This is a genomic window from Corynebacterium silvaticum, from assembly GCF_002162115.2.
GTDB classification, from domain to species: Bacteria; Actinomycetota; Actinomycetes; order Mycobacteriales; family Mycobacteriaceae; genus Corynebacterium; species Corynebacterium silvaticum.
The window spans coordinates 284,792-296,959 of the sequence record NZ_CP021417.2 but is presented as its reverse complement, the minus strand read 5'-3'; the positions used below and the strand labels follow the sequence as shown (position 1 = coordinate 296,959).

Below are 12,168 nucleotides of genomic sequence, written 5' to 3'. Positions count from 1 at the left end.
TTCATCATGCTGCCTGCGCTTCTTCCAGCACTGCTGTCGCTGCAGCCTTGAGACTGCGTGGCAAAGGCGACGAAAGACCCGTGTATTCGGTGGTTTTTGTCAGCCGCGACAGATTTCCTATTTCCGCTACAACATCGAGGTGCGCTGCTCGTTCAACATCAGTGGCATCCACCGATGACCATAAGCGGTGCCGCAGCACGCCGACGACTTTGATGTTGCGGGCGCGCATCTGTTGGACCAATTTTTCTGCTGCTGCGACCGTGCGAATTTCGGCGGGGATGCACAGCACTACGCAATCGGCGGCGTCGAGAGCGGAATCGGCAATACTCGTTCCACGTAAAAGGTCGACAACCACGTTGGTGTGCCCACGCAGGCTCCGAATAACCGCATTCAATGTTGTGTCATCAATAGTGTGTGCATCATTGCCACGGGCCACCGTGAGGACAGAAAGCCCCTGAGCCGTCTTAGGAAACGCCGCAATGAGGTCGTCAGAACGCACGTCACCTTGGCGTAACACCAGATCATTCCACCTCATACCCGGTGATTCCTCGATGCCCAGGAGAAGATCTACGCCACCAGAAGAAGGATCTGCATCAATGAGCACAGCGTTCTCGCAACTGAGCGCTATAGAGCTGGCAAGAGTTGATGTCCCCGCCCTGCCGACGGCACCCATAACCGCTATCACGATGCCTTCCGCTGGTGGCGGATCATCGTCTCTACCAAGTGCTTTGAGTAATTCTGGGGCTTGCGCCGGCACAATGTATACTGCCTCTGCATGGCACGCCATGGCCAGTTTCCAATCGATGGGGCCAGGTTCTGCAGCGAGAAGAAAACGCCCGAGTGCCAGCGGGAAGCGTTGCTGCGTGCGGAGCCGTTGTTGCGTCGACAAGCACTGCAGCAGCTCGATGAGCATGGCGAGTAATTTCCCGGGGGTCAGTGCTATCGATCATGGGTCGCCCCGTAGCTGCAACTATATGCACGGCTTCGGGGTGAACAATGGGATCCGTTACCGCTATAAGTACTGGTGCTGGCTTCATAGCTGACAGCTTTCACGCAACGCCGGCTTATGACGAGTGTGTAAAGAGCTTCTGTGGATAACACGATTCTCGTCTCGATTTTTCTAATGTCTGTGGATAACTCCCCGACCTGGTTGTGTAATGGGGATGAACTCACTATTGGGCACACGAGGCCACTGGTTTGTCGTTTTTGAGAACGCTAGCCACTGAAGCAGACACACAACCAGGCAAAACCCCAGGGTAAGTTTTCTAGCGTTCTCAAAAACGACATCGCACACTCTAAAAAGCCCACGTTTAAATATCTAAAAGAGCGTGTAGACGCAGGAGCATTGTCATCTGAAAAGACTTGCCCCATGCGTCTGCGTAGACCAAATCAATCAGCTAGATAAACTGGCCTTTCCTATTAATTGGGTCCACCCCTACCCGCGCAGGAGCAATGCGAAGGAACATAGACTGGAAAATACTTTGATGGGACAGAACTGAACTATTAGCCATGGTCGGTTAATGGAAGAAAAACTTCTGTCCCCATCCTTCTCAATTCTGAAAAATGTTGAGGAACATTGTCGCTAACTTTCCCAAGCCACTGAATCCTATCTTCAGCCTCGTAGTCTAAATCACCAGCAAACGGACTTCCGGCAAGTTGAGCCACCCATCCTTTAACAGCGGTGTCTTCCTCTGACGTAACATTGCCGCTCGCCGGAATTGGGTCCATTTCAAGACCAACATACGCAAGCCCCCTTGTCGACATAACGGTAAATACAGCATAAACAAACGAAGGCGGTCGCCACGCTGCCCGAAGTTCAACAGCCCCAGAAGAAACAAGATTTTCTTGAGCAAAATGCCTCTTCAAAAGAGAATTCATATAAAACCCAAAGGACGATAGACTCCAGTTAGCTGTCATGTTTTACGCTCCGTATTTCAATACACAGAAAACTTTCGCTTTAGCTCACATCACTTCACTTATTTTATATCCACTACCGCAAGTGCTAGAGCGACCCAATAGGTAGGGAATAGGTAGGGGTGGGCATTGCGTCCGTTGGCACAGCAAACGGTAGAAGAACCTGACAGAAATAGAAGCAAACCGATAACCAGCAAGTCCCACTTCCAACTCAAAGGCAAACCACAGTAAAGCTGCTGCTAAAGGATCCTACGACTCAAAATCGGCAGTGATTAAGTGATTAAAGGCAGTGAAGCTGTTCAATATGCAGTCTCGGTACTGAGGGGCAAGAGTTAACCGAAGACTAGAACCGCCACCACTTAACCAGCAACGGTCGCTTAAACATACAAAAGGGCGGCTCGCGCTAGGGGGGTAAGCGCGAGCCGCCACCCGGCCACAGGGGGGCGGGCCGGGGCAGGCCGCACTGTATATCGGGGCCTTGCACTTGCCATTATTGCACAAACCACAGCAACAGGCAATACTCCGCGAGACATCGAGCACATTTTTTCTTTTCAATACACCTTCAGTACACCTCTCGTCCGCTGCTAAAGCGTCGTCGCCGCACCACACGCCTGACATTTTTGCTCGTAACGGCATAAAAACAGCTACAATCGCTAGGCACTATGGCATATTCATCCGAGCACCCCCGCCCCGGAGCATCACACGATGGTTCCGCCCCTGCTTCCGGCATGATATTTCCCGCCGATTTTTCCAAAGTTGTCGCTTTTTTTGACTTAGATAAGACGATCATCGCGACATCCTCCGTCTATGTATATGGCCGAGAGTTTCTCCATTCCGGTTTGATCTCCCCCGCCACTGCTTTGCAGATTTCCATAGCTAAAGCCACCTATATGATCGCCGGCCATAGTAGCGAGCAAATGGATACCACTCGGGATCAATTGGCTCAGATGATTGTTGGCTGGAGCGAGGAACAGGTAAAAACCATCGCCACGGAGACGATGCACTCGCTGGTCACGCCCACCATTTATGAAGAAGCCCGTGAGCTCATCCGCATGCATCAGGAGGCAGGCCACGATGTGGTGATCATCTCCGCGTCAGCTCGTATTTTGGTGGAGCCGATCGCTCAGGAGCTGGGAGTGGAAACGGTCGTTGCCACAGAATTGGTAGTGAAAGACGGCAAATTTACTGGTGAGATTCCCTTTTATTGCAAGGGGGAGATGAAGGCTCAGGCGATTGCAGAAATCACGCAACAGCGGGGATACGCACTGGAGTCCAGCTTTGCGTATTCAGATTCGGTCACGGATCTTCCTATGCTCGAAGCCGTCGGCCACCCGGTTGTGGTGAACCCGGATCGGGCGCTGCGTCGAATAGCTACGGAAAAGGGCTGGGAAATCCGCACGTTTAAAAACCCTGTTCCCCTTTTTCCAAAGCCCACGATGCGGGAAGTCCAAATCGGCACGGGTGTCGCTGCGGGAGTCGCCGCGATGCTGGGAGGCGTGGTGTGGTGGAATAAGCGGACCGATAAGCGCACTTAGCTTGCCGACGCCCCGCTCCTTCCCACAGAGCCATCACCGAGCCGCAGCTGCGATGGATTCCGCCTCTTCCGCGCCGGCTATCATCGCTTTGAGATACAGCTCTATGAATGTCACCGCCTGCTCCTGACCTGCCGTGAAGTGCGCTGCGCTCGCTTGATACTCGGATCGGTGCCTGCGCAGATAGGTTTCTGGCACGCATAATCCACGCGGATCACTGCCAAAGGTGACCGCTGCACTACGAGCAGCAACGCGTGCCACGAGCGCGCTTCTAGGGCCAAAAGCTGCACGCCCGATGATCTCCCCATGCACAACAGCCGGTATCAGAGCCGGATTGGGGTCCGATGTGATCACGTGGGCTAGGACTTCAAGTTCCGCGGATGCAGAGGTAGGCCTGCCGGGTCCTCCCGCCAAAGCATCTATGCGGGCAAGGACTTGGAGTGGCGCACGGAGAAAGGTCCTCGATGTTTGTTCGATCACAGCTGGCGCGAGCATGCTGTACCCACTGATGTGGTACTTTTCCCCCAGTTCGGGATCAAGAGCGGCGCTGGTTCGTGCGCCTCGCAACAGCGATTCTGAGGAGGTAACTTCATACTTGCGCAGGTTGACTGGCCTGCGATGAACTGCGGCGATGCCATCTGTAGCACGTTGAGCGAGTGTTTTAATTTCACCGGATGCGAGTAGATGGTCCAAGGTTGCCATGAGTTTTAATACTACAAATACACAACAATCTATCCAGTAAATTCACCTTCACGCGCGTTTCGTGGCACGATTGAAGATAACTGTTTTAAATGAATTCGATCTGAAGGGATCAACCTGTGAGCAAGGACAACGGCTTTTTCACTGATGGCGCGGATCAATTCGACGCAAAGGTTAATGGAATCCCCCTGACTGATGTCGATGCCACCAACAAAGGCTCCATCGGTTCCCTCGTAAGTGACGCTACCGCGCAGATGTCCTCATTGTTCCGCGCAGAGGTCGAGCTTGCTAAGACCGAGCTTGCTGCAGAAGCTAAAAAAGGCGTGATCGGCGGCGGCCTGTTTAGTGTCGCTGGCACTATCGCCCTCTACAGCTCCTTCTTCTTTTTCTTCTTCCTTGCAGAGCTGCTCAGTGTCTGGCTGGATCGTTGGGCTGCATTCCTCATCGTCTTCCTCATCATGATCGTCCTCGCGGCCCTTCTTGCCTTTGTGGGCTTTAAGAAAGTCAAGAAGATCGGCAAGCCCAAGCAGACTATTCAGTCCGTCACAGAGCTTAAGAATCTCGTTCCGGGAAAGGCACAGGCCAGCTTGGAGGCTAAGCAGCACGGAATGTACAGCTAACGCTTAATAGCGGAAACACTAGTGCGCCCCTCACACGTCGTTGTGCGGGGGCGTTTTGCGTCCTACTAGCCTACTAGCGTCCACAAGAAAGCTTAAGAGATTGAAGAAACACCGGCAGCCGCTGTCCCCCTCTGTAGTTGCATTGGAGGGCCCATTCCACCACCAGATGCTGCATACGCGTGGGCTGCGCCTGCACGCTGCGACAGCGGGCGACCCGCAGAATCCCGCTATTGTGCTTCTGCACGACTCTTTTGGAGGCTGGTTTGATTTCCGCCACGTCATCGGGCCTTTAGCAGAAGCTGGTTTTCACGTCGCAGCGCTGGACATGCGCGGCTACGGGCTCTCGGACAAACCCCCAAGCGGCTACGAACACCGCTTTGCCGCGGGCGACATCGCAGGTTCTATCCGGACGCTCGGGCATAATTCTGCCCACGTCATCGGGGTGGGCTCCGGGGCTTCTATCGCGTGGTTGCTGGCCGCTAATTATCCCGATCACGTGGATTCTTTGCTAGCCGTTGGGGCGCTTCACCCCGCCGACATGCGCCGAGCGATTGGGCTTCGCCCCTGGCTTTTTTCTCACATTCTTCCGATGACCATGATGTTCCGGCTCCCCCATCTGCTACGCTCCTGGTGCTGGTCCCGGCGCGACCGTCTCATTGAACGCGATCTGCGACTCACCACAGGCCTTAGCTTTCACGTCAGCGAGCGTTTTGAGCAGGAGCTTCGTTTGCGTCGTAGAGCGATGTCGATCGATTCCACGTTCCTCCCGGTAACAAAAACCTCTCGCTATAGCGTTAATGTTCCTCCCGTGAAGTGGACGCTGTCTAAGGTCCAGGTGCCTGTGCACATGCTTGTCGACGCCTCCGCCACGTCCGCATGGCTCGCCCGCCGCGCGCACTCACGGTCGGCAGCGGGGCTCAGCACCTCCACAGTCGGTGGCACAGGCCAACGCCCGCACCTGGAAAACCCTGAGGGTTTTATTTCCGAGGTGCTGCGTTTTATCCGGACTATCTAGCTGGCCACACATTTCTGAGTATCCACAGGGCTCTCCAGCGCTGCGATATCGCCCACGATGTTTTGTACTTCTTGGGAGGTAAGCACATAGCCGATGTCGCTGCTGTCTACAGATGCCCCAAAGACCACCCCCAGCACGTTTCCTTCAGTATCCACCATGGGCCCGCCGGAATTTCCTTTTCGGATGCTGCCGCGCACGGTATAGGCCTCACGTTCAACCCTGCCGTTGGAATAGATGTCTGCGCCAGAGATTTTAATGCGATCGCTCACACGCGCAGGGGCTGCCTCAAAGGGGCCTGATTCCGGGAATCCCATGACAATGGCATCCGCGCCAGATTCAGCCGGTTCTTGAGCCCATGCAAGCGCAGGGAGACTGATCTTGTCGGACTTCAGCACTGCTACGTCCAGTTGTGCGTTGTAGTACACGACTTCAGCGGCAAAGACGCCCTCGACGGTATCCAAGCTAACCTTATCGGTACCTGCCACCACGTGCGCATTAGTGATCACGTGGGATTCGTCTATGACAAAGCCAGACCCCATGAGTCGTCGACTACATTTTTCAGATTCGCCCAGCACATGGATAACCGAAGGACGTAGGCGCTCCACAAGAGCTGTATCCGCAACTTTAATTGCGGGTGCTTCTACCTGCTTTGATTGCGTTCCTTCCACAAAGGGAGAAATCAAAGGCGGTAGCCCGGACTCATTGAGCATCGCGGAGATCCTAGAGGGCAACGTCGACAAGGCAGCTGGAATGTTGCGATCAACGAATCCCAAAATCGTGGAGTTCTTAATACCTTGCGATACCGAACCACTCAGGCTCGTGGCCAGTGGAATGGCAACCAGCCACGCAACGATCAATGTGGCAAGCGCCTGAAATAACGCCCCCACCATCGAGTCTATCGCCAAAGTTTTGCGCCACTGGGCCCGATCTCGCAACGACGAGCCGATAAGCCCGCCGACGAGATTGCCTATTCCGACGAGAAGAATCACCGTGCCCAAAGCAAGCAGGAAGCGCAATGCCGTGGATTCTGTCTGTTCCATCACCACCGGGGCAAGGGCAGCCCCGCAGATCAGGCCAGCTATCACACCCAAGGTCGAGAGCACCGAGGCGAACGCGCCTTGTCGCCATCCGGAAAAGATAGCCAAGATGAGCGCCAGACCGATGATTATGTCCACGACTGTTCCTGGAGTCACGTCTGTGGGATACCTTCCTATGAGCGTGTGTACTAAAGCGCACTAGGCGCGATATCTGAGAACCTGGCCGCAGGCGGTGGTCTACCTACGCGGGTACAACTGGCCAAGCCGCTCATTATTTCGCGATTCAGACAGTGTCTTGTGCAAATCGTAGTGGGTGGTTTTATCCCACGGATGCTCCCATCCCGCATGAGCGATAAGAGCATCCAGCAATCCCCCGGTGAAACCCCAGATCACATAATCGTTCACCCGGAATGCCGGCCCAGACCAGTCCTGGTGCTGCACCATAAACCGGTTAGCGGGATCCGTGAGAGACAACACGGGGATATTAGCCACCGAGTCGGCTTCTTGTGGGCTGACCACGCCGATGGGCCCGACGCTGTGACAATGAGCCAACACAGGAAGCACCGGGTAGCCTGTGGCACGAATATGCACCTCCGGAAGCTGCGCCAGGGGCGTCACCGTCCGACGATCCAGCCCGGTTTCTTCCCACGCTTCCCTAAGCGCACAGTCCACCGCGTTCGCGTCAGTCTTATCAAGACGACCACCAGGGAAAGCTACCTGCCCGGAGTGCGCTCTCATGCTTGGCGACCGGTGCGTGAGAAGCACAGAGGCGTCGTTAGGCATCTCGGCTGAGGTTTCCGCTCCAGCAAGAAGAACCAGCACCGCAGCGCGCTTAGTGGAATCGGGAGAGGACTCCGGGCGTAGTGCCCGCCGGATCCTTCCGTTGATAGCACCACCAGTCACATCCCCGACCAGGCGCCTCATCCATACGGGAGCGCGTTCTGGGCGCAGCGTGATGTTTTCTCCTGGCATATCTGGTTGCGGGAAATCGCCAAGTCGCCCCTCGTTGCTGTCCATCAGGAGGCCTCCGTAGGAGTAACAGTTGCGGGGAGATTTTTTAGCACTGCAGACTCAAGATCTTCATAGTGTTCAAAGGGCTTCGGGATCGTCGAGATGAGCTTTCCGTTCTGATCAAAAACAAGGGTGATGGGCACTACCTTAGGCAAACCGAGTGAGGCTGCGAAACTATTGTTATTGTCTTGCAACGATGGCATCTGAATACCGAGGTCGTTGAGCAACGCAGCGCCGTTAGCGGCATGAGTGTCTGCATGGACTCCTACCACGGAAAACTCTGGGTGTTTGGCCGCGAGCTCGTCGAAAAGCGGTAATTCCTTGCGACACGGCTCACACCACCAAGCCCACAGCGATACCACCGTAACAGCAGGCTTAGGATGGGCGCGGTGCTGAGCACCCAAGCACGGAAGCGAGACCCCACCCACGTCCGCAACGGGACATTCCGGACGGTTCTGAACGTTCTGGGCCACGATGTCAGCCCCCTCAGCCCCGGCACTTTCTTTCTGGTCGCCCGAGCCGCCACGCAGGAGATGCGGAACGACCGCAATGAGAAGCACAAGCATCACGACAAAAACGCCAAAAGAAGCAGCGATTGTCTTTTTCATACTTAAGCTCCTGCCAACTCCACTAACGCCTCACGATTATCCCCTACCACTAAAGCAGATGCCAGCTCGGGATCCACCGGCCCCTCAACCCCAAAACTTGGGCACTCCGCAGCCAGAAAACAAGCTCCACAGGCAGCTTTACGTGAATGGCACACACGGCGACCATGAAAGATGATGCGATGGGAAAACATCGTCCATTCTTTCTTCTCTATGAGTTCTGCGAGTTCAGACTCCACTTTCAGAGGGTCAGTGTGCGAGCTTAGGCCCATGCGACGCACTAGCCGACCAAAATGCGTATCCACGGTGAGCCCCGGAATGCCAAAAGCGTTTCCGCGAACCACATTGGCAGTTTTTCTCCCCACGCCCGGCAGGCTCACCAGATCCTCGATACTCTGCGGGATTTCACCGCCGAAGTCAGCCACCAGCTTCTGCCCCAACCCGATAAGATGCGCGGCCTTTGCCTTATAAAATCCGGTAGGTCGGATGATTTCTTGCAGCTCAAGCTCATTCGCGTTGGCGTAGTCCCATGCTGTTGGATACTTGGAGAAAAGCCGAGGAGTCACCTGGTTAACGCGCACGTCAGTGCATTGCGCGCTCAGTACTGTGGCCACGGTGAGTTCTAATGGATTTTTAAAATCCAGCTCACAATGGGCCTCTGGGTATCCCACGCTCAGAAGCCTGTTAATCCTGCGCGCTCGGCGCTTCTTCCCCAGGGGAGTCTCCTGCCCACGCGCAGCCTTATGCGCCCCCACTTTGACCCGGGTAACTGGCGGAGAGGTTGGCAACTCTAACGGATACTGACTCGACATGGCACCCACCTTATTCCAGGCCTGTGACATTGACCCGAAACTGCGCTGCATGCCGCTTGATGCAAGGCTAAAGTGGCAGCATGAGCTTCCTGTTGGTATTTTTCGTCCCCTTTGCTCTGGCACTGTTTCTCTTATGGATGGATCGTCTAGAGATCAAGGTACTCCACCCACACGGAATTCCTGAGGAAAACAACGCCGCAGCCGAGATCACTGACCTCCCACTCACCAGCGCAGACGCAGAGACACCAGACCCTGCCGGCGATGCTAAGAATTTTTATCTAAGGACGAAAAATAATCCCACCTTTTTGGTACCCCCGCAGCGGACACCGAACCCCACGATGAAGCGGATTACTCGCGATAATTCAAAAATTTCACCCCCATTCAGTACCCAAACCCCTCACTTTGTGACCAATCCATTTTGAGGGTGCAAAAGTGACCCAGTACATAGTATGGTGATCTAGGAAACATTAACTAAACCGATCAAGGCAATGCGAACGTGATCTCCACAATCGCACCAGGATCCGGTTATAACGCCGCACTAGCTATAGCTCAGACTCGGAGACATTCCTAGCGCGGCCTACTAGAGGAGTATTGACGTGGATGGTGTGCAGGATATTCTCTCCCGCGCCGGAATTTTTCAAGGTGTAGATCCAGTTGCGGTCAGCAATCTGATTCAGGAGCTTGAAAGCGTCCGATTCCCGCGTGGGGCAACAATCTTTGAAGAGGGTGAGCCTGGCGACCGTTTGTACATCATCACTTCCGGAAAAGTGAAGCTGGCCCGCCACTCACTCGACGGTCGCGAAAACCTCTTAACAGTCATGGGCCCCTCCGACATGTTCGGCGAGCTGTCCATCTTCGACCCAGGCCCACGTACGTCTTCCGCTGTCTGCGTCACCGAGGTTCATGCCGCAACCATGAATTCGGAGATGCTGCGCCAGTGGATCAGTGATCACCCAGAGATCTCCGAGCAGCTGCTTCGCGTCCTGGCTCGTCGCCTGCGCCGCACCAACGCTTCCCTCGCAGACCTGATTTTCACCGACGTTCCCGGCCGCGTTGCCAAGACGCTGCTGCAGCTGGCCAACCGCTTTGGCACCCAAGAAGGCGGCGCTCTCCGCGTGAATCACGACCTCACACAGGAAGAAATCGCTCAGCTCGTAGGCGCAAGCCGTGAGACCGTGAACAAGGCCCTAGCCACGTTCGCCCACCGCGGTTGGATCCGCCTCGAAGGCAAGTCGGTTCTGATCGTGGACACCGAGCACCTGGCAAAGCGCGCACGCTAACGTTGTCCAGCGCTTACATATAGGGAGTTGGTTTTCCACTCCCTACAAAGGCCTGTTGGCCCGGGCTTTCCCATGCGGGAGCCGGGCCAACAGGCCTTTTATGGATGCGACTATTCTTGCTCCGCCAGATAGCGCAGTGCCACGCGGGTCGACTGTTCCGCAGCACCCCGCAGAACTGGGTCCACGTCATCGTAGACGGCGTCGATAAGCTGCTTGATAGACACATCCTCGCCGAGCTCAGCACGCGCTGCACGGATTTGATCTAAGCGCTGACGACGACGCTGGGTATACCAATGCGCAAAGCTTGCAACGTCATGCCCTTCCGGCCCGTGACCCGGCATAAGACACACGTCTTTGCCCCGCTCCTCCAGGAGCGCGAGAGTATTGAGGTAATCCCCCAAATCGCCATCAGTCTCGGAAATCATCGTGGTATGGCGCCCCGCGATGGTATCGCCAGTGATGATCCCCTCCAACTCCGATGCGTGCGGCTCCCCGCTCCACACAAAGAAACACACGGAGTCAGCGGTGTGTCCCGGCGTAAAAACAACCTCTACTTGGGGAGTAACGCCGTCCACGGTGATCACCTCGCCGTCGACAAGCGGTGTTCCGCCTTTGCAATAAGCCGGGTCCTGCGCCCTGATAGGAGTACCCTCCGTGAGTTGGTAGAAGCGCGGTGCCCCATCAGCATGATCGTGATGCCTATGCGTAAGCAGTATCAGGCCAACCTCATTGGCCTTACTGTTGAGCACATTAAGGTGCCCCTCGTCCTCAGGACCAGGGTCAATAACTATGCTGCGCGAGTCCCCCTCCGCACGCACCACCCACGAATTCGTTCCTTCGAGGGCGGCGTACCCCGGATTGGGACAAAGTACCACCGAAACGGACGGACTAACCGGCCGTAGCTGACTGTAAGCAGGATGCTCCATGCCCATCAGCTTAGCGATTATTGCCATGCCAAACTACTTAAACGGAACCCCACCGTTAGTTTTGCAGGGCCCGTTTGCATATGAGGACTGCCAACACTCCCTACTCAGCAACCTCAACAACAACTTCAATCTCAACCGGAGAATTCAACGGGAGTTCCGCCACCCCTACGGCGCTACGCACATGCGCCCCGGCCTCACCAAAGACCTCTCCCATGAGCTGTGAAGCACCGTTGACCACGCCAGGCTGCCCGCCGAAATCCTGAGCAGAGGCAACAAAGCCCACGATTTTCAGAACTCGGGTCACGTTATCAATGCCCACCACCGCGTCGATGGCGGCCAGAGCATTCAGCGCGGCCACGCGAGCATAGGATTCGGCTTGCTCCGCGGATACGTCCGCCCCAACTTTGCCTGTTGCAGGCAAAGAGCCGTCGATAAAAGGCAGCTGGCCAGAGGTCCACACCTGGTTTCCTACCTTGGTGGCCGGGATATAGACGGCCACGGGTGCTGCGACGTCCGGCAGCTCTATGCCTAGGTTTTTAAGGTTTTCGCTTGCCGTCATCACTCGACCTCGCGCTTCATGTACGCGACAACGTTCTCGGGGTTTGGCCCCGGTACAACGCTGACGAGCTCCCAGCCATCCTCGCCCCAGGTGTCCAGAATCTGCTTAGTCGCGTGAGTGAGCAAAGGTACAGTGGCATATTCCCATTTAGTCATGCC

At 55.5% G+C, this 12,168-nt stretch carries 14 protein-coding genes and 1 pseudogene; 5 read left to right on the top strand and 10 right to left on the bottom strand.

Features of this window, described 5'->3' with window-relative positions; genetic code table 11:
* Window positions 1-4: 4 nt before the first annotated feature.
* Window positions 5-1,037: pseudogene (gene ssd, locus CBE74_RS13780) on the bottom strand (septum site-determining protein Ssd).
* Between the two features lie 466 nt (window positions 1,038-1,503).
* The gene (locus CBE74_RS13775) at window positions 1,504-1,917 is read right to left on the bottom strand and encodes a hypothetical protein (RefSeq protein ID WP_087453278.1); all 414 of its coding nucleotides are present in this window, start codon (window positions 1,915-1,917) and stop codon (window positions 1,504-1,506) included.
* Between the two features lie 659 nt (window positions 1,918-2,576).
* On the opposite strand from CBE74_RS13775, the gene CBE74_RS13770 reads away from it, so the two are divergent.
* Window positions 2,577-3,449, top strand: coding sequence for an HAD family hydrolase (locus CBE74_RS13770; protein ID WP_087453277.1), 873 nt, complete (start codon window positions 2,577-2,579; stop codon window positions 3,447-3,449).
* Between the two features lie 33 nt (window positions 3,450-3,482).
* Here CBE74_RS13770 and CBE74_RS13765 read toward each other — a convergent pair whose 3' ends face one another.
* A complete protein-coding gene (locus tag CBE74_RS13765) occupies window positions 3,483-4,148 on the bottom strand; it encodes a hypothetical protein (RefSeq protein ID WP_087453276.1) in 666 nt (221 codons plus the stop codon).
* A gap of 116 nt (window positions 4,149-4,264) precedes the next feature.
* Here CBE74_RS13765 and CBE74_RS13760 point away from each other — a divergent pair, with 116 nt between their 5' ends.
* A complete protein-coding gene (locus CBE74_RS13760) occupies window positions 4,265-4,765 on the top strand; it encodes a phage holin family protein (RefSeq protein ID WP_087453275.1) in 501 nt (166 codons plus the stop codon).
* A gap of 100 nt (window positions 4,766-4,865) precedes the next feature.
* Window positions 4,866-5,780 carry an alpha/beta fold hydrolase gene (locus CBE74_RS13755; protein WP_087453274.1) on the top strand — a complete coding sequence of 305 codons (915 nt, stop codon included), beginning with the start codon at window positions 4,866-4,868 and terminating at the stop codon, window positions 5,778-5,780.
* Here the strand turns inward: CBE74_RS13755 and CBE74_RS13750 are convergent.
* The 4 genes from CBE74_RS13750 to nth all read right to left on the bottom strand — a co-directional run bounded on the left by CBE74_RS13750 (window position 5,777) and on the right by nth (window position 9,245).
* A complete protein-coding gene (locus CBE74_RS13750; RefSeq protein ID WP_087453273.1) occupies window positions 5,777-6,973 on the bottom strand; it encodes a MarP family serine protease in 1,197 nt (398 codons plus the stop codon). The two genes, CBE74_RS13755 and CBE74_RS13750, sit on opposite strands and share 4 nt — an antisense overlap.
* Window positions 6,974-7,054: 81 nt before the next feature.
* Complete coding sequence (locus CBE74_RS13745; RefSeq protein WP_087453272.1) at window positions 7,055-7,834, bottom strand: NUDIX hydrolase; 780 nt, start codon at window positions 7,832-7,834, stop codon at window positions 7,055-7,057.
* Window positions 7,834-8,436: a TlpA family protein disulfide reductase gene (locus CBE74_RS13740; RefSeq protein WP_087453271.1), complete on the bottom strand. Its 603-nt coding sequence runs from the start codon at window positions 8,434-8,436 to the stop codon at window positions 7,834-7,836. The genes CBE74_RS13745 and CBE74_RS13740 overlap by 1 nt, the downstream gene beginning before the upstream one ends.
* Before the next feature lie 2 nt (window positions 8,437-8,438).
* Complete coding sequence (gene nth, locus CBE74_RS13735) at window positions 8,439-9,245, bottom strand: endonuclease III (protein ID WP_087453270.1); 807 nt, start codon at window positions 9,243-9,245, stop codon at window positions 8,439-8,441.
* A gap of 80 nt (window positions 9,246-9,325) precedes the next feature.
* Here nth and CBE74_RS13730 point away from each other — a divergent pair, with 80 nt between their 5' ends.
* Entirely contained in the window at window positions 9,326-9,667 is a 342-nt protein-coding gene (locus CBE74_RS13730; protein ID WP_087453269.1) for a hypothetical protein, read from the top strand.
* Between the two features lie 174 nt (window positions 9,668-9,841).
* Window positions 9,842-10,525 (top strand): CRP-like cAMP-activated global transcriptional regulator GlxR, encoded by a 684-nt coding sequence (gene glxR / locus CBE74_RS13725; protein WP_087453268.1) that lies wholly within the window; start codon window positions 9,842-9,844, stop codon window positions 10,523-10,525.
* A 110-nt stretch (window positions 10,526-10,635) separates the two neighbouring features.
* Here glxR and CBE74_RS13720 read toward each other — a convergent pair whose 3' ends face one another.
* From CBE74_RS13720 to CBE74_RS13710, 3 genes are all read right to left on the bottom strand, one after another.
* Window positions 10,636-11,478, bottom strand: a complete 843-nt coding sequence (locus CBE74_RS13720) for an MBL fold metallo-hydrolase (RefSeq protein WP_087453267.1) — start codon at window positions 11,476-11,478, stop codon at window positions 10,636-10,638.
* A gap of 73 nt (window positions 11,479-11,551) precedes the next feature.
* Complete coding sequence (locus CBE74_RS13715) at window positions 11,552-12,010, bottom strand: RidA family protein (RefSeq protein WP_166741028.1); 459 nt, start codon at window positions 12,008-12,010, stop codon at window positions 11,552-11,554.
* Complete coding sequence (locus tag CBE74_RS13710; RefSeq protein ID WP_013910653.1) at window positions 12,010-12,165, bottom strand: Sp36 family protein; 156 nt, start codon at window positions 12,163-12,165, stop codon at window positions 12,010-12,012. Before CBE74_RS13710 ends, CBE74_RS13715 begins: the two co-directional genes overlap by 1 nt.
* Between the last annotated feature and the right edge of the window lie 3 nt (window positions 12,166-12,168).

Excerpts from the sequence above, each read along its gene's own strand:
- CBE74_RS13715 (WP_166741028.1), bottom strand. The coding sequence starts at position 12,010 with ATGACGGCAAGCGAAAACCTTAAAAACCTAGGCATAGAGCTGCCGGAC.
- CBE74_RS13770 (WP_087453277.1), top strand. The coding sequence starts at position 2,577 with ATGGCATATTCATCCGAGCACCCCCGCCCCGGAGCATCACACGATGGT.
- CBE74_RS13720 (WP_087453267.1), bottom strand. The coding sequence starts at position 11,478 with ATGGCAATAATCGCTAAGCTGATGGGCATGGAGCATCCTGCTTACAGT.
- CBE74_RS13765 (WP_087453276.1), bottom strand. The coding sequence starts at position 4,148 with ATGGCAACCTTGGACCATCTACTCGCATCCGGTGAAATTAAAACACTC.
- CBE74_RS13710 (WP_013910653.1), bottom strand. The coding sequence starts at position 12,165 with ATGACTAAATGGGAATATGCCACTGTACCTTTGCTCACTCACGCGACT.
- CBE74_RS13740 (WP_087453271.1), bottom strand. The coding sequence starts at position 8,436 with ATGAAAAAGACAATCGCTGCTTCTTTTGGCGTTTTTGTCGTGATGCTT.
- CBE74_RS13775 (WP_087453278.1), bottom strand. The coding sequence starts at position 1,917 with ATGACAGCTAACTGGAGTCTATCGTCCTTTGGGTTTTATATGAATTCT.
- CBE74_RS13745 (WP_087453272.1), bottom strand. The coding sequence starts at position 7,834 with ATGGACAGCAACGAGGGGCGACTTGGCGATTTCCCGCAACCAGATATG.
- nth (WP_087453270.1), bottom strand. The coding sequence starts at position 9,245 with ATGTCGAGTCAGTATCCGTTAGAGTTGCCAACCTCTCCGCCAGTTACC.
- CBE74_RS13730 (WP_087453269.1), top strand. The coding sequence starts at position 9,326 with ATGAGCTTCCTGTTGGTATTTTTCGTCCCCTTTGCTCTGGCACTGTTT.